Here is a 16,567-nt window from a genome sequence, read left to right on the forward strand (position 1 = left end):
GCGGAGCATGTGTTCTGGCAACAGGACTCACTCCCGCTCAGTCCCTAGGAACGGTTCCCATGGCTGGCGCATCGGACAGGGCGGCGGCCCCCGACGATCGACATGGCTAAGGGGCCAACGGCGACAGATCGACGGCTTCGGTGCCCGACCCGGGCATCGGGACGGGCGCCGGAGCCGAGGCGGTTCAGGCCGCCTGCGGGTGCAGGAGGCGGGCCAGCAGGTCGTCGAGGGTGACCAGGCCGGTGAGCCGGCCGGTGTCGTCGCAGACGACGGCGAGCGAGGCGCGGCGTCGGCGCAGTTGCTCGATGGCGTGGCCAACGGTGTCGGCCGAGGTCAACCGGGGCACGGGCCGGGCCAGTTCGCGTGCGGTGGCCGCGCGGCCGCGGGCCCGGGCGATCAGAGCGTCCCGGGCGTGGACGGAACCGACGACCAGCGCCCCGTCCCGCACGAGCAGGCGGCTGCGGTCGTGTTCGGCCGCGGTGGCGAGGATCGTGTCGACGTCCGCATCCGCCGGCACCGACGTGATCTGCCCGGCGGGCACCTGCAGGTCGCCCACCGGCATCCGCGGCTCGGTGAGCGAGTTGGTGATCAGCTCGGAGTCGTCCTTGCTGATCAGGCCCAGCCGCTCGGACTCCTCGACCAGGTGCGTGAGCTGTTCGCGGCCCGGGACCGAGGCCAGCTCGTCGCGAGGCGTGACCCGGCACAGCCGCACCAGGCCGTTGCTCATCGAGTTGAGCAGCCAGATCAGCGGGCGTACGGCCTTCACCACGCCCCGGAAGGACGGGGAGAGCAGCATCGCCGAGCGCTCGGGGTGGGCGATGGCCCAGGACTTGGGGGCCATCTCGCCGACCACCATGTGCAGGAACACCACGACGATCATCGCGACGGCGAACGACACGCCGTAGCTGAGGGCGCTGGGCAGGCCCAGCTTGTGCAGCAGCGGGTCGAGTTCGTGCGAGATCGCGGGCTTGGACACCGAGCCCAGGCCCAGGGTGCACACCGTGATGCCCAGCTGGGCGCCGGCCAGCATCAGCGACAGCTCGCGCATCCCGGCCAGCGCGGCCTTGGCGCCGCGCCGGCCGTCGGCCGCGGCCCTCTCCATGCGGTGCCGCTTGGCCGCGACCAGGGCGAACTCGGCCGCGACGAAGAACCCGCTGCCGATCAGGAGCAGGACGGTGACGAAGAGTGCCATCGGGAAACTCATGCCTGCTCCTCCTCACGGTTCAGCACGGGCTCGGGTCCCTTCACGGGCTCAGGGCCCACCACGGGCAGCCGCTCCAGACGGACCCGCTCCGGCACATGCCGGTCGAGCGTCCGTACGTCGATCACCACGCGGCCGTCGTCGGGCACCTCGACCGTGAGACGGTCGCCCACAGCCGCAAAGCGGCCCAGCCGGTCCACGATCAGGCCGGCCACGGTGTCGTAGTCGTCCTCCTCGGGCAGCTCGATGCCGGTGACCTCGGCCACCTCGTCCAGGCGGCGGCCGGCGTCCACCAGCCAGCCCCGTCCGTCCGCGACCGCGACCTCGGTGACCGTGTCGGACTCGTCCGCGATGTCGCCGACCAGCTCCTCCGCGATGTCCTCGTACGTGACGATGCCCGCCACGCCGCCGTGCTCGTCCAGGACCACGGCGAACTCGTCGTCGCGCTCGCGTATCTGCGTCACCGCCTCCGGCAGCGGAAGGGTGTCGGGAAGCAGGAGGGGGCGCCGGGCGATGGCGCCCGCCGTCGTGGCGGCGAGGCGGTCGGCGGGCAGGTTCATGAGCTCCCGTACGCCGAGGACGCCGCTGATGTCGTCGGGATGGTCGCCCAGGACGGGGTAGTTGGAGTGGCCGTGCTTGGCGATCAGCTCGATCGCCTCGGCGGCACTGGCGTCCTTGCGGACGAAGACGGCGTCCGCGCGCGGCACCATCACCTCGTCCAGGGTGCGCTCGGAGAACTCCAGGGCGTGATCGAGGAGGGCGGCGGTGTCCTTGGGCAGGTGTCCCTGCTCGTGGGACTCGCCGATGAGATGGCCCAGCTCCTCCAGGGTCGCGCCGTGGTGCAGCTCCTCGACCGGCTCGATGCCGATCTTGCGCAAAAGGCGGTTCGCCGCGCCGTCGAAGATCCGCACCACCGGGCCGACGACCTTCAGATACGCGAGCGTGGACGCGGCCAGCGACTTCGCCAGGCGCTCGGGCACGGCGATCGCGAGGTTCTTCGGGGCCAGCTCGCCCAGCACCATCTGCACGACCGTGGCCAGCACGAAGGCGAGCACGACGGAGATGCCGGTGACGGCCCCGTCGGGAATGCCGACCCCGGACAGCACAGGCCTCAGCAGCGCAGACACGGACGGTTCGGCGAGGAAGCCGACGACCAGGCCGGTCACCGTGATGCCGAGCTGCGCACCCGACAGCATGAACGAGAGCCGTTCCAGCACCTTCAGGGCGCGGGCGGCCTTCTTGTCCCCGGCCTCGGCTTCCCGCGCGAGGGCGAGCCGGTCGGCGGAGACGTACGCGAATTCCTGGGCGACGAAGTAACCGGTGCCGGCGGTCAGGACGAACACCGCCAGCAGGCCCAGTGCGGCACTCATCGAACACCACCCCGCCGTGTGCCGCGATCATGCGTGATGTGGCGGGATGGTCCGGGACTGTGGCCCGGCGCGTCCGTCGGTCTGGCGGACAAAAGCTGACTCCTTCACCTTGCGTGGACTCGAATAACGATCGCAACGGAATCCTTGTTCCCGATCATCGCCCGCCGTGGGACAGCCGGCGATCCGAGAAAGAGTGATCGTCTGGCAGGCCGCCGCCACCCTGGCGGGCCCGACTTCGTCAACTCATCGCTCTGGCCGGTAGTCGGCCCAGGTCTTCGGAGTCTCAGAGACCCTGACCGCTGTCAACTCCGGAAATCGCCCGATCCAGAGGTCGAAGATCCATGCGGCGAGATTCTCCGCGGACGGGGAGATACCCCCCCCCCATCGCCTTATTGAGGTGCCGGTGGTCGAGGGTGTCGTCCATCCATGTCTTGAAGTCGTCGAGCTCGCGGTAGTCGCGGACGAAGCCCGCCTCTGTGAGGTCCTCGCGGCGGGCGGACAGTTCCAGCACGACGAGGTAGTTGTGGCCGTGCATGCGGGCGCAGGGGTGCCAGCTCGGCAGCCGGTCGAGGACATGGCTGGCCGAGAAGTGGAATTCCTTGGCGATCGTCAGCATGACGGCTCCAGTCTGACACCGGCTCTCAGCGGCCCTCGCCGGCCGTCCGCCCTGGTCACCGCCGTGGTCACCGCCCGAACCCTTCTCCCTCACGGATGGCGTGGTTGAGGGAGACCTGTCCGAGGAAACGGTCGCGCAGCGCGTCGTCGGTGACCAGGTCCGCCTTGCGGGCGACCTCACGCCGGGCCCGCTCGAGGAGTGCGTCCGCTTCCTCCCGTACGCCCGCGGCAGCCTGCACGACGGCGGAGTGGTACAGGACCTCCTCCGTGCGGAGGGCGGGCATGTCCCCGACCTCGTCCAGGATGCGCACGGCCTGGCGGGCCTGTTCCCGGGCGGCGGCCGCGTCGCCTTGCCGAAGCAGGATGCGGCTCCGCACCAGCGAGCGCAGCTCGTCCATGTGCTCCACGCGGTCGACAAACCCGGTCCGCACCACAGCCCCCGTCCCGTCATCCGGCAAGCAACTTCCGTACCCACACCGTTACTTGCCGCACACGGTAGATCATTGAAACGCGTCTCGGACTCGGCTGGGCCCACGTTGGCCAAGGAGGAGCGGCGAACGAGTCGTCGTTGCCGGCGCGCCCTCGCCCCGCCTCGCGCCTCGCGCCTCGCGCCTCGCGCCTCGCGCCTCGCGCCTCGCGCCTCGGTAACGAACGCACACAGTCATGTCAAGTCACGCTTTTTTGGGGCATGACCGCCATCTCCCGATCGTGTCTGCTGGCCTCAGGGCCGCATCAAGGAATGCAGCCCTCAGTCAACCCTTCGAGATCGAGTCGAGGTGTATTCCATGAGCACTCTCAATCCTGAATTGGTCGATACAGCGGTGGATGCAGCGCCCCGTGACTACGGCCATGCGCCACCCCCACCGGATGCACGCGTGATCGCCGCACCGGCCGGAACGCCCTACCACCGGTTGGCGCGGACCGAGCTGCACCGCTGGTGGCGCCCGCTGGTGGCCACCTTGGTCGCCCTGGTCAGCTGGTTTCTGCTCCAGCTCAACGCGGGAATCGGGCTGGGCGTGGCGGCCGGTCTTACCGGGGTCGAGCCGGCGCGCACGAGCGGCCTGCTGTTCGCCGATCCCCTCTGGGACAACGCTGCTGTGCTGATCGCACTCGCGCTGCTGATTCCGGGGGTGCTGCTCGCCGCGCGCCTGGTGCAACGCCGGCCGGCCGGGTCGTTGTCCTCGGTGATCGGACGGCTGCGCTGGCGTTGGCTGGCGGTCTGCATGGCGGCGTCCGCGGTCGCGGTGGTGCTCCTGTTCAATCTGATAGCCGTCTTCACCGCCGTAGCCGGGGACGTGCCCTGGAACGCGATGTTCGCCCTGCCGTCCAGCGGGTGGGCGGACTGGCCGACGTTCCTGACCGCCGCCGTGGTGCTCGTGGCGCTGGTGCCGTTCCAGGCCGCCGCCGAGGAGTACGTCTTCCGCGGCTGGATCCCGCAGGCCTTCGGCTGCTACCTGCGCACGCCCTGGGTCGGCATCATCGTGGCGGGTGCGCTGTTCGCCCTGGCCCACGGGCTCGGTACGCCCTGGGGCTTCGCCGAGCTGTTCCTGTTCAGCTTCGTCCTGGGCGTGCTGGTGCTCCGTACCGGAGGGCTGGAGGCGGCCATCGCGCTCCATGTGGCCAACAACCTCTTCTTCTTCCTGTTCGCTGCCACCTTCGTGGGCGGGCTCAGCGATTCCGGCAGCGCAGCGGGTTCCCCCTGGCCGGTGCTGGCGGCCGGCGCGATCATGTGGCCTCTGTACGGGTGGGTGATCCTGCGCCTGGCCACCCGGTTCCGGATCGCGCGCACCGCCCCCGAGCCGCCTCGCCGCCTGGTGAAGGCCCCGGCCGCAGCGGCGTGAGATCCGCCGACCGGCAGCGAAACAGCAGGTCAAGGCAGAGGCACGGGCCTGATCCTCATCGAGGATCAGGCCCGATGGCCAGCGTCCACGATCATGAAGGTTCCTCGAGGACGGACAGCACGTTCCCGGCAGGATCGGTGAACCATGCGATCAGCGGGCCGCCACCGCGGAAGATGCCCTTCTCGTCCGTCTCGAGACGTTCGTAGCGCTGGAACTGCACGCCCCTTGCGCTCAGTTCGCCGACCGCCGCCTCGATGTCGTCCACGGGGAAGTTGAGGATCGTGTACGTCGCCGGGGTGTGGTCCGGCTTGGGGTAGACCAGGATGTCCCGGTCGCCCGCGATGTGCAGCGTGAGCAGGCCGTTCTGCTCCGACACCCTGATTCCGAGCGTCTCGCCGTAGAACTTCCTGGCCGCGTCGATGTCGTCCACCGAGAAACCGCTGAACGCCTTCGTCGTGCCGAACATGATCTGATCGCCTCCCATGGGCCGTCTCGTTTGTCCCTCTACGTTTGTCCCTCTATGGGTGGAGACCGGGCGGCGGCCTGGAACTCATCGCCCGGCACTCGCCCGGCACTCGCCCGGCACGTCACCGCCACGGACGTCACCACAGGCCGGACGTCATCCACAGGCGGGAAGTCGTCCACAGGCGAAGTTATCCACAGGCTGAGGATCTCCTCGGCGCGTTGTCGGCGATCACAGGCACTATGGGGCCATGACTGAGAGCCACGGGTCCATGCCGGACGACGCAGCCACCCGGTACGCCGCGGACACCCCGCACGGCGCGACCGCCCCGCAAGCCGCCACCGCCCCCGGCGACGCGGGAATGCCCGACTGGGAGAAGCGCTTCCGCGCGCCCAGAGTGTCCCTGCCGGACTGGGCGCAGGATGCGCCGGAGCGATCGCTGTTCGTGTCCAACGCGTCGGGGACGTACGAGCTGTATGCGTGGGACCGGGCCACGGGCGAGCAGCGCCAGGTCACGGACCGGCCGAACGGCACCACGGACGGCGTGCTCTCACCGGACGGCGAGTGGATCTGGTGGTTCGACGACACGGACGGCGACGAGTTCGGCGTCTGGAAGCGCCAGCCGTTCCACGGCGGCACCGACGAACCCGCGGTGCCCGGCCTGAAGGCGTCGTACCCGGCGGGCCTCGCCATCGGCCGGGACGGGCGCACGGTGGTGGTCGGCCGTTCGACCGACGAGGAGGGCTCGACGATCCATGTCGTACGAGGGGCGGGCGGGCCTGTCGAGGTCTACCGGCACCCTGAGTCGGCCGGCGTCGGCGATCTCTCGCACGACGGCACGCTGATCGCGATCGAGCACACCGAGCACGGCGACGCCATGCACTCCGCGATCCGGGTGCTCCGGCCGGACGGCTCGGTGGTCGCCGAACTGGACGACACCAAGGGCGGCACGATCGAGCTCGGTCTCGAGGTGCTCGGCTTCGCGCCGGTCGACGGGGACACGCGCCTGCTCGTCGGGCACCAGCGGCGCGGGCGCTGGGAGCCGATGGTGTGGGACGTCGCGTCGGGCGACGAGACGGACCTGGCGCTGGAGCTGCCCGGCGACGTCTCGGCGGAGTGGTATCCGGACGGATCGGCGCTGCTGATCGCGCACAGCTTCGAGGCGCGCAGCGAGCTGTGGCGCTTCGAGCCGGCCACGCGCGCGCTGGTCCGTCTCGACACGCCCCCGGGGTCGGTGTCCGGCGCGACGGCCCGGCCAGACGGCACCGTCGAGTTTCTGTGGTCGTCCGCGGCGGAGCCCCCGGTGGTCCGGTCGACGTCCGGCGGTGTGGTGCTCGACCCGCCCGGGATGAGGTCGCCGGCTTCGGTACCCGTCGAGGACGTGTGGGTGGAGGGACCTGGCGGCCGTATCCACGCCCTCGTCCAGAAGCCGGCGGGCGCGACCGGCCCTCTCCCCACCGTGTTCGAGATCCACGGCGGCCCGACCTGGCACGACAGCGACTCGTTCGCGGCCGGTCCGGCGGCCTGGGTGGACCACGGCTATGCGGTGGTCCGCGTCAACTACCGGGGGTCGACGGGGTACGGACGGGAGTGGACGGACGCGCTCAAGCACCGGGTGGGCCTCATCGAGCTCGAGGACATCGCGGCGGTCCGGGAGTGGGCGGTGGCGTCGGGCCTCGCCGATCCGGCGAAGCTCGTGCTCGCGGGCGGTTCCTGGGGCGGCTATCTGACCCTGCTCGGCCTCGGCACCCAGCCCGACGCCTGGGCGATAGGGCTGGCGGCGGTCCCGGTCGCGGACTACGTCACGGCGTACCACGACGAGATGGAAGCCCTGAAGGCGATGGACCGCACCCTTCTGGGCGGTACGCCGGAGGAGGTGCCGGAGCGCTTCGAGGCGTCCTCCCCGCTGACGTACGTGGACGCGGTGAAGGCGCCCGTCTACATCTCGGCGGGCGTCAACGACCCGCGCTGCCCGATCCGCCAGATCGACAACTATGTGGACCGGCTCGCGGCCCGTGGCGCGGTCCACGAGGTCTACCGCTACGACGCGGGGCACGGCTCGCTGGTAGTGGACGAGCGCATCAAGCAGGTGCGGCTCGAGCTGGACTTCGCGGAGCGGCACCTCAACCGCTGACTCGGCCTCCGGGGCGGCGGCCGCCCCGGCCGCGTCCGGTGCGGTCGCCTGGGCGGCCTCGGCGGCCACCGCCACGGCCGGGCCGCCCGCGCGGCACCGGGCGACCACCCCCACGGCCGAGCCGCGAGCGTGCCCCCGTACCGTGGAGGTGTGTACCGGTTTCTGCTGACCCCTCGCTGGTGGGGGATCAACGTCTTCGTCCTGCTGGCCATCCCCTTCTGCATCTTCATGGGGTCGTGGCAGCTGGGCCGGTTCGAGGACCGGGTACAGGACCACCGGTCCGCCTCCGAGGCGTCCGCTCAGGACAAGCGGGCCGCGGCCCGGCCGCTCGATTCGCTCCTGCCCGTCGACAAGGAGACGTCGGGCGACCGCGCCACGGCGACCGGCCGGTACGGCAAGCAGCTGCTCGTCCCGGACCGGGAGCTGGACGGCAAGCGCGGGTTCTACGTGGTGACGATGCTGCGTACGGACGGCGGCAAGGCTCTGCCGGTCGTACGGGGGTGGCTGCCCGGCGATGCGTCCGCCGCGAAGGCACCGGCCCCGCCCGCCGGCGAGGTCACCGTGACCGGCGCGCTGCAGGCCTCGGAGACCGCGGACTCCGACGGGGTGAGCGCGACAGGCGGGCTGCCCGCCGGGCAGCTCGGCATAATCAGCGCCGCATCTCTGGTGAACCTCGTGCCGTACGACGTGTACGACGCGTGGATCACGCTCGACAAGGCAGACGCGGGCATGAAGGCGGTGCCCGCGACGGAGCCGCAGGGCAGCGGGCTCGACCTCAAGGCGTTCCAGAACCTCGGCTACACCGGGGAGTGGTTCGTCTTCGCCGGGTTCGTCGTCTTCATGTGGTTCCGGCTGCTGCGCCGGGAGGCGGAGTTCGCCCGGGATGCCGAGCTCGGGCTGGCCCCGGCGAGCGAGGAGCCCGCGGACCACACCGGGGCCGACCGGGTCCCCACTGCCTGAAAAAGGACAGCAGGCCCCGGCCCGGCCCCGGCACTCCTCCCCCACCGAGGTCCTGTATCCGAGCCCCTACTCCGAGGCGAGCACTCCCGTGCGGTAGATCGTCCCTGCGCACGCATTCGGGACAGTCGCCGTCACCGTCGCGGTACCGGTTTCCGCGGTGAAGGCGACGACCACGCTGCCGTCGGCCGTGCCGCCGTCTTCCGTGACCAGCTGCGTCGTCGTGCCGCTCTGCTCGGACGTTCCGTCGGTGCCGCCAGTGGCGCCGGTGGCGCTGTTCTGCGACGGCGACGGGGCGGGTGAGGGTTCCCCGTCGTCGCCACCGCCATTCGTGGTCGGGCAGGTCTCCGACGGCACCCAGGCGATCCGCACCTGATAGGACTTGCCCGGCTGGAGGATCAGCTGGCTCGCCTCCTGGGACGGATCGGGAAGCCCGGAACCGTCCCCGGCGGTGTGGTCCACGAGGCTGATCTTCGTGGCGTCGGCCGCACCCTGGGCCTGGAAACTCATGGTGCCGGCGGCCTCGACCGTGCAGTTGGCGCTGGAGACGTTCGAGACGGTGAAGGTCCCGTAGACCTTGCCGTCGGATTGCGCCGGCTCGACGCTCACGCCGGCGTTGCCCAGTTCGTTCACGCCGCAGGCGGGCGAGCTCGCGGCCGCCGTGCTGGCGGTGTCCGGGCCGCCGGTGGCGGCGCCCGTCGCGCCCTTCGACGGGTCGTTCTTGCCCTTGCCGCCGTCCTTGCCCTGGGACTTCGACGCGCTCGAGTTGCTGCCGTCGCTCTTCTCTCCGCCGTCCGGGCTCTTGCCGTCCCCGCCGCCCTGCGCCTCACCGGCGTGACCGGCGATGGACGGCGTGTCCGTGGAGCCCGGGGAGTTCGACACGTGGACGAGGGCCGGGATGGCGGTGCCGACGAAGAGGGCAGCGGCGGCCATGCCGACGACGGCCTGGCGCTTGCGCGCGCGGCGCGCGGGCACGGCACGCCGCAGGTGCTCTAGGGAACCATCGGTGGGTTCGATGTCCTGGACCGCATGGTGCAGCATCCTGCGCAGTGCCAGCTCGTCGGAGCCCAGCTCACCCGGATACGCCCCGTCCTCACCCGGCGGCCAGGAGTCGTCGAAGCCGTCGGAGGATGTGTCAGCCCCGTCGGAGGACGTGTCAGCCCCGTCGCGGGGCGTGCCGGGCCCGTCATAGGAGCTTTCGGGGCCGTGATTCACAGTTCCGTTCCCAGCATGCTGCTCGTACTCGTACCACTCGGCTCGTTCAGGCCGTCCGCTGCCGGCCTCCCCGCCGGACCACTCGGACCCGGCATCCCCCTCGTGCCGCTCGGGCCGCCCCCGTCCGGCCTCACCGTCGTCCGGCCGCCACCGCTGCTCGCTCATGCGGGTGCCTCCATGGCGACGCGCAGGGCCGCGATGCCGCGAGAGCCGTACGCCTTCACCGAACCGAGCGATATGCCCAGGGTCTCCGCGACCTGTGCCTCGGTCATGTCCGCGAAGTAGCGCAGGACCAGCACCTCGCGCTGGCGCCGCTGCAGTCCGCGCATGGCCTTGATCAGCGCGTCGCGCTCCAGCTGGTCGTACGCGCCCTCCTCGGCGCTCGCCATGTCGGGCATCGGCTTGGAGAGCAGCTTCAGACCGAGGATGCGGCGGCGCAGCGCGGACCGGGAGAGGTTCACGACGGTCTGGCGTAGATACGCGAGGGTCTTCTCCGGATCACGGACGCGTTTGCGCGCGGAGTGCACGCGGATGAAGGCCTCCTGGACGACGTCCTCGCAGGAGGCGGTGTCGTCGAGCAGGAGCGCCGCCAGTCCGAGGAGCGACCGGTAGTGAGCGCGATAGGTCTCGGTGAGATGGTCGACGGTCGTGCCCGCGGCCATGATCTCCTCGGCGCCCTCGCGCTGGGACGGAATGCGGGCGGGCCGCGCCTGGGGCATGGGGGCGATCACCGGCATGCCGCCGCCGGCCGGGCCGGGCATGCGGGGTCGGCGGGGCGGCCGAAGGGCTGCGCCCCTCGCCCGTACCGCTGTGAAGTCGAGTACCTCTGCCACGCCTGTTGGACACGGCACCCCCCGCCAGGGTTGTACGCGTCAGGCATCACATGTGCCGGGAACACCGAATGGGACGGTGCGTCACTTGCCCTCATGTGTACCAGCTCTTCCCCTGTGCCCCGTATGTCCATGCCCCGTTGTGTCACAGCGCCTGGGCGCTCCTGACGGGCGACCGGTAAAGACGCTCCCGCCCCGTGCGCGGTTGCACGGGGCGGGGAGCGAAATCTTCGAACGCCGACCGGGGTCGGTTCAAGCGGTCTGGACTTTTTTCCGCAGCCGTTGAACCTTCACGGATTCTACAAATGATTCCGGCCATGGCCAGGGAGTTTCCGGATAGCGGACGGCCGGGTGACGAGCCGACGACGGACGGGGGCCGTCCGGCGGCCGCAGAGAGGGCGGCCCGCCCTCACGCCCCCATGAACTCCGCAGCCACCAACTCGGCGATCTGCGCTGTGTTCAGCGCCGCGCCCTTGCGCAGGTTGTCGCCGCACACGAAGAGTTCGAGGGCTGTCGGATCGTCGAGTGCGCGCCGCACGCGGCCCACCCACGTCGGATCGGTTCCCACCACGTCGGCGGGCGTGGGGAACTCACCGGCTGCAGGGTCGTCGAAGAGGACGACGCCGGGGGCCGTCGCGAGGATCTCGCGCGCCCGGTCGACGGTGACCTCGCCCTCGAAACGGGCGTGGACGGTCAGGGAGTGCGTGGTGACCACGGGGACTCGCACGCAGGTCGCGGCGACCTTCAGCTCGGGCAGCCCGAGGATCTTGCGGGACTCGTCCCGCACCTTCATCTCCTCCGACGACCACCCGTCGTCCCGGAGCGAACCCGCCCAGGGCACGACGTTCAGCGCGACCGGCTCGGGGAACGGCCCGGTGGCGTCCCCCACGGCCCGCCGTACATCGCCGGGTGACGTCCCGAGCTCCGTACCGGCGACGAGCTTCAGCTGCTGCCGCAGCGTGTCGATGCCCGCGCGCCCGGCGCCGCTCACGGCCTGGTACGAGGAGACGACCAGCTCGCGCAGCCCGAACTCAGCGTGCAGCGCGCCCACGGCCACGATCATCGAGAGGGTCGTGCAGTTGGGGTTGGCGATGATGCCGCGCGGGCGCACGCGCGCGGCATGCGGATTGACCTCGGGCACCACCAGCGGCACGTCCGGGTCCATCCGGAACGCGGCCGAGTTGTCCACGACGACCGCGCCCTTGGCGGCGGCGACGGGCGCCCACTGCGCGGAGACCTCGTCCGGTACGTCGAACATGGCGATGTCGACGCCGTCGAAGGCCTCTTCGCTCAGGGCGACGACCTCGACCTCCTCGCCGCGCACGGTCAGCTTGCGGCCGGCCGAGCGCGGCGAGGCGATGAGGCGGATCTCGCCCCAGATGTCCGCGTGCTGGGACAGGATCTGGAGCATGACCGTGCCGACGGCTCCGGTCGCTCCCACGACAGCGAGCGTCGGTCGTCCGGTCATCGCCGTACGCCTCCCTCAGGGGCGGTCATCGTCGTACGCCTCTGTGTGTCCGATGGCAGAGGTCAGCGCCCGGTGCCGCCGTAGACCACGGCCTCGTCGCTGTCGGAGTCCAGTCCGAACGCGGTGTGCACCGCGCGCACGGCCTCCGGGACGTCGTCCGCGCGGGTCACGACCGAGATGCGGATCTCGGAGGTCGAGATCAGCTCGATGTTGACCTGCGCGTCGCTGAGGGCCTCGAAGAAGGCGGCCGTGACGCCGGGGTTGGTCTTCATGCCTGCGCCGACGAGGGAGATCTTGCCGATCTGGTCGTCGTAGCGCAGGGACTCGAAGCCGATGACGGACTTCGCCTTCTCGAGCGCGTCGATGGCCTTGCGACCCTCGGTCTTCGGCAGCGTGAAGGAGATGTCGGTCAGGCCCGTGGCCGCGGCCGACACGTTCTGCACGACCATGTCGATGTTGATCTCGGCATCGGCGATGGCGCGGAAGATCGAGGCCGCCTCACCCGGCTTGTCCGGCACGCCGACGACCGTGACCTTGGCCTCGGAGGTGTCGTGAGCGACACCGGAGATGATGGCCTGCTCCACGTTCTGGTCCCCTTGCGGTTCGTTGCTGACCCAGGTGCCCTGCAGTCCCGAGAAGGACGAGCGGACGTGGATCGGGATGTTGTAACGGCGTGCGTACTCGACGCAGCGGTGCAGCAGCACCTTCGAGCCGGAAGCAGCGAGCTCCAGCATGTCCTCGAACGAGATCCAGTCGATCTTGCGAGCCTTCTTCACCACGCGCGGGTCGGCCGTGAAGACGCCGTCCACGTCGGTGTAGATCTCGCAGACCTCGGCGTCGAGGGCGGCGGCGAGGGCGACGGCGGTCGTGTCCGAGCCGCCGCGGCCCAGCGTGGTGATGTCCTTGCTGTCCTGGGACACGCCCTGGAAGCCGGCGACGATCGCGATGTTGCCCTCGTCGAGCGCCGTCCTGATGCGGCCCGGCGTGACATCGATGATCCGCGCTTTGTTGTGGACCGAGTCGGTGATGACGCCTGCCTGGCTGCCCGTGAACGACTGGGCCTCGTGGCCCAGGTTTTTGATCGCCATCGCCAGCAGGGCCATGGAGATCCGCTCTCCGGCGGTCAGCAGCATGTCGAATTCACGCCCGGCAGGCATCGGAGATACCTGCTCGGCGAGTTCGATCAGCTCGTCCGTCGTGTCGCCCATCGCGGAAACGACCACAACCACCTGGTTGCCGTTCTTCTTCGCTTCCACGATCCGCTTGGCGACGCGCTTGATGCCTTCGGCATCGGCTACGGAGGAGCCTCCGTACTTCTGCACGACAAGGCCCACGTGCGCTCCTCGCTCAATCCGTTTCGTCCCGCATATATCGCATATATGCGGTCGATCCGCATGACTGCGGTCGACTTAGTCTAACGAGCGGCCGAATTCCGCCCCTGTGATATCGCATCGTGAGATGTCCCGCCCACGACGCGAAGCGACGCTCGATCGCCAGGGGCGACGCTCCGGCCGCTCGGACTGGCTCATGCCCGATCCGCCACCGCGCACTCGGAAAGTGGGGCGGGTCACACACCCGCGCACTAATCGTCAAAATTCAAATACTAGGGTTCGCTCCGTGCGCGTACTCCTGGTGGAAGACGACGAACCGGTCGCCGAATCGCTCCGGCGCGGGCTGCTGCGCTACGGCTTCGAGGTGGAGTGGGTCACCACAGGCCGCGATGCGCTGACGGCGGCCGGTGCCCCTCATGATCCGTACGACGTCGTGCTGCTCGATCTCGGACTGCCCGACACCGACGGGCTCGACGTGTGCAAGGCGCTGCGGGCGGACAGCGACGTGCCGATCATCGTGATCAGTGCCCGCAGCGACGAGACCGACCGCGTGGTGGGCCTGGAGATAGGCGCCGACGACTACGTCTCCAAACCCTTCGGCGTCCGCGAGGTCATCGCCCGCATCCGCGCGGTGCTGCGCCGCGTCCAGCCGCGCGCGCAGCAGGCGGCAGCCGCGCCCGACCGCTACGGCCCGCGGCTGACCGTCGACCGCAAGGCCGCCCGAGTCCATCTGGACGGGACGGAGGTCGTGCTCACGCCCAAGGAGTACGACCTGCTGGCCTTCCTCACCGAGGAGCCCGGCGCGCTGATGTCCCGCGAGCAGATCATGGAAGCGGTCTGGGACGCCAACTGGTTCGGGCCGACCAAGACGCTGGACGTGCATGTGGCGGCCCTGCGCCGCAAGCTGGCCGGGGCGATCACGATCGAGGCGGTACGGGGGGTCGGTTTCCGCCTGGTGATCGAGGATGAGAGCGGCGTGGGCGACCCAGGTGCAGGCCGCGAGCCCTCGGGCCGGAGTCCGGCGTCATGATCCGGCAGCTGATCGTCAGTTACGTCCTGCTCGTGGCGGTCGCGCTCGCGGCCTTCACCGTCCCGGTCGCCTTCACGCTGACCGCCCAGCTGCGCGGCGACACCGAGCAGTCCGTGCGCCGCGAGGCCACCACCATGGCCCTGCTGCTCGCGGACGGCGACGCGCCCGCGCGGCAGGCGCTGGCCCGGATGGCCGGGGCGTACGCCGACGAGACGCCCGGCAGCGTCGAGGTGATCGCGTCCGACGGATCCGCCGTCGCCACCCTCCCGCTGCCCCCCCGGCCGGACGACGCCGCCATGACGCGCGCCTTGAAGGACGGCCGTTCCACGGTCGACTGGGGCTCCTCCTTCGTCTGGGGACCGCACCTGGTCGTCACCGTCCCGGCGCGCTCGGCGGACGACGGCGACCGGATCGTGGGTGCGGTGCGGATCAAGTACGCGACCTCCGATCTGTCCGAGCGGCTGTGGCGTATCTGGGGCTTCCGCGCGATCCTCGCCGTGAGCGTCCTGGCGGTGGCCGCCGGTCTCGGTGCGCTGGCGGCCCGCCGGCTCACCCGCCCGCTGCGTCAGCTCAACGAGATGGCGAGCCGGTTCCGGGACGGCGACCTGACGGCGCGTTCCCCGGTGACGGGACCGCAGGAGACCCAGACCCTGGCCCGCACCCTGAACTCGGGCGCCGAGCGCCTGGACACGCTGATCGCCTCGCAGCGCATCTTCGTCGCGGACGCCTCGCACCAGCTGCGCACCCCGCTCACCGCACTCCGCCTCTCCCTGGACAACATCGCGGACGGCGTCGACGACGAGTTCGTCCGCGAGGACGTCGAGCAGGCCACCGCGGAGGTCGTACGGATGAGCCGCCTCGTCAACGGCCTGCTGGTGCTGGCCCGCGCGGAGGCCAAGGTGACCGCGGCCGAACCGCTGGTGCTGGCCGAGCTGATCGCGGAACGGCTCGCGGTGTGGCGGCCGGCCGCCGACGAGCGCGGGGTGCGGATCGCGCTCGAGGGGCAGGCCGACGGCCGGCTGCGGGTGCTGGCCAGCCCCGGCCATCTGGACCAGGTGCTGGACAACGTCCTGTCGAACGCCCTGGAGGTCTCGCCGGACGGCGGCACCATCACCGTCCGGGTGGAGCCCGCGGGGGCCGCCCACCCCGACGAGGTGGTGGTCGAGATCCTCGACCAGGGGCCTGGCATGTCCGACGCCGAGAAGTCCCGCGCCTTCGACCGCTTCTGGCGCGGCCAGGGCCTCACGGGCCGCTCCGGCTCCGGTCTCGGCCTCGCCATCGCCAAGCAGCTGGTGACGGACGACGGCGGCAGCGTGACCCTGCGGGACGCGAACCCGGGTGCGGGAGCATCGGCGCCGGACGGCGGCTCCGGCGGGCTCTGCGTGCGGATCAGCCTCCGGCCGGCAGCACCGAAGAGTGGTGGTTGACGATGAGCCACTTGCCGCCGCGCTTCTCGTACTCGTAGGTGTAGCGGGCCTCGACCGTCTTCTTCTCGCCGGTGGCGGGGTCGGTGAGGTGGAACTGGTACAGGCCCGCGTCGATCGCCGAGTCGCGGTCGAGGACGTTGACGACCGTTCTGATCTTCTCGCCCTTCGGCTTGTTCTGCAGGAAGTGCTCGAAGTAGTCGACGATCTCGGCCCGGTTCGTACGGATCTTGGGGGACGCGGTGGGCAGCAGCACCGCGTCCGCGGCGTAGCGGTCGGCGACCTTCTCCGGGTCGCCGGTCTGGAGGGCGGCGTTCCACTGGTCGAAGAGGCCCGCTATCTCCGCCTTGGCCGGCTTGGTGAACCCGGCGGCGGCCGGTGCCTCGCGGTGCTCGGGGCTCGCGACACCGACGCCCACCGCGACCGTCCCTGCGGCGACCAGGGCGCCCGCGGTGACAAGGGCGGCACGGGTACGTATCTGACGCTTCATCGCAACTCCAGTGCTTTGGCGGGTATTTGCCCCCTTCTGCGGGAGCAGTTCCACCCTCTCGTCACACCGGTTAAGCGCCGTACAGCGAACGTCCAGCTCGCAGCCAAGTCCGGTCCAAAACACAGAGAGCGACGTATCGCGTACGGCTAACTGGGAGGCGCCGCCAGACTGTTGGGACCGTAACGGCGACCGGCCCCC

The 16,567-nt window shown here is 70.5% G+C and carries 14 protein-coding genes and 1 pseudogene; 5 read left to right on the plus strand and 10 right to left on the minus strand.

What is annotated here, in order from left to right:
- Positions 1-184 precede the first annotated feature (184 nt).
- From STSP_RS00790 to STSP_RS00805, 4 genes and pseudogenes are all read right to left on the minus strand, one after another.
- A complete protein-coding gene (locus tag STSP_RS00790) occupies positions 185-1,204 on the minus strand; it encodes a hemolysin family protein (protein ID WP_067270615.1) in 1,020 nt (339 codons plus the stop codon).
- Positions 1,201-2,571: a hemolysin family protein gene (locus tag STSP_RS00795; protein ID WP_067270618.1), complete on the minus strand. Its 1,371-nt coding sequence runs from the start codon at positions 2,569-2,571 to the stop codon at positions 1,201-1,203. The genes STSP_RS00790 and STSP_RS00795 overlap by 4 nt, the downstream gene beginning before the upstream one ends.
- A 243-nt stretch (positions 2,572-2,814) precedes the next feature.
- A pseudogene (locus STSP_RS00800) lies at positions 2,815-3,187 on the minus strand (6-pyruvoyl trahydropterin synthase family protein).
- A 67-nt stretch (positions 3,188-3,254) separates the two neighbouring features.
- The gene (locus tag STSP_RS00805; protein ID WP_198547232.1) at positions 3,255-3,617 is read right to left on the minus strand and encodes a hypothetical protein; all 363 of its coding nucleotides are present in this window, start codon (positions 3,615-3,617) and stop codon (positions 3,255-3,257) included.
- A gap of 354 nt (positions 3,618-3,971) precedes the next feature.
- On the opposite strand from STSP_RS00805, the gene STSP_RS00810 reads away from it, so the two are divergent.
- On the plus strand, positions 3,972-5,027 hold the full coding sequence (locus STSP_RS00810; RefSeq protein ID WP_078066785.1) for a CPBP family intramembrane glutamic endopeptidase: 1,056 nt from the start codon (positions 3,972-3,974) through the stop codon (positions 5,025-5,027).
- A 91-nt stretch (positions 5,028-5,118) separates the two neighbouring features.
- On the opposite strand, the gene STSP_RS00815 is transcribed toward STSP_RS00810, so the two are convergent.
- Positions 5,119-5,493: a VOC family protein gene (locus tag STSP_RS00815; protein ID WP_067270680.1), complete on the minus strand. Its 375-nt coding sequence runs from the start codon at positions 5,491-5,493 to the stop codon at positions 5,119-5,121.
- A gap of 358 nt (positions 5,494-5,851) precedes the next feature.
- Here STSP_RS00815 and STSP_RS00820 point away from each other — a divergent pair, with 358 nt between their 5' ends.
- The gene (locus STSP_RS00820) at positions 5,852-7,624 is read left to right on the plus strand and encodes a S9 family peptidase (RefSeq protein WP_067270682.1); all 1,773 of its coding nucleotides are present in this window, start codon (positions 5,852-5,854) and stop codon (positions 7,622-7,624) included.
- A gap of 150 nt (positions 7,625-7,774) precedes the next feature.
- Positions 7,775-8,584, plus strand: a complete 810-nt coding sequence (locus tag STSP_RS00825; protein WP_078066787.1) for an SURF1 family protein — start codon at positions 7,775-7,777, stop codon at positions 8,582-8,584.
- 66 nt (positions 8,585-8,650) lie between these two features.
- On the opposite strand, the gene STSP_RS00830 is transcribed toward STSP_RS00825, so the two are convergent.
- The 4 genes from STSP_RS00830 to STSP_RS00845 form a co-directional block, all read right to left on the minus strand.
- Entirely contained in the window at positions 8,651-9,961 is a 1,311-nt protein-coding gene (locus STSP_RS00830) for an ICP22 family protein (protein ID WP_232789473.1), read from the minus strand.
- On the minus strand, positions 9,958-10,629 hold the full coding sequence (locus STSP_RS00835) for a SigE family RNA polymerase sigma factor (RefSeq protein WP_078066788.1): 672 nt from the start codon (positions 10,627-10,629) through the stop codon (positions 9,958-9,960). The genes STSP_RS00830 and STSP_RS00835 overlap by 4 nt, the downstream gene beginning before the upstream one ends.
- Positions 10,630-11,035: 406 nt before the next feature.
- On the minus strand, positions 11,036-12,094 hold the full coding sequence (locus tag STSP_RS00840; RefSeq protein WP_067270626.1) for an aspartate-semialdehyde dehydrogenase: 1,059 nt from the start codon (positions 12,092-12,094) through the stop codon (positions 11,036-11,038).
- Between the two features lie 62 nt (positions 12,095-12,156).
- Positions 12,157-13,428: an aspartate kinase gene (locus STSP_RS00845; RefSeq protein WP_067270628.1), complete on the minus strand. Its 1,272-nt coding sequence runs from the start codon at positions 13,426-13,428 to the stop codon at positions 12,157-12,159.
- 283 nt (positions 13,429-13,711) lie between these two features.
- Between STSP_RS00845 and STSP_RS00850 the strand changes: the two genes are divergently transcribed.
- A complete protein-coding gene (locus STSP_RS00850) occupies positions 13,712-14,455 on the plus strand; it encodes a response regulator transcription factor (RefSeq protein ID WP_067270631.1) in 744 nt (247 codons plus the stop codon).
- Positions 14,452-15,882 (plus strand): sensor histidine kinase, encoded by a 1,431-nt coding sequence (locus tag STSP_RS00855; RefSeq protein ID WP_067270633.1) that lies wholly within the window; start codon positions 14,452-14,454, stop codon positions 15,880-15,882. The genes STSP_RS00850 and STSP_RS00855 overlap by 4 nt, the downstream gene beginning before the upstream one ends.
- Here STSP_RS00855 and STSP_RS00860 read toward each other — a convergent pair.
- Positions 15,845-16,369 carry an SgcJ/EcaC family oxidoreductase gene (locus STSP_RS00860; RefSeq protein ID WP_067270636.1) on the minus strand — a complete coding sequence of 175 codons (525 nt, stop codon included), beginning with the start codon at positions 16,367-16,369 and terminating at the stop codon, positions 15,845-15,847. The genes STSP_RS00855 and STSP_RS00860 overlap by 38 nt on opposite strands.
- Positions 16,370-16,567 lie beyond the last annotated feature (198 nt).

The sequence above is a fragment of the Streptomyces jeddahensis genome, from assembly GCF_001642995.1.
Classification (GTDB): Bacteria; Actinomycetota; Actinomycetes; order Streptomycetales; family Streptomycetaceae; genus Streptomyces; species Streptomyces jeddahensis.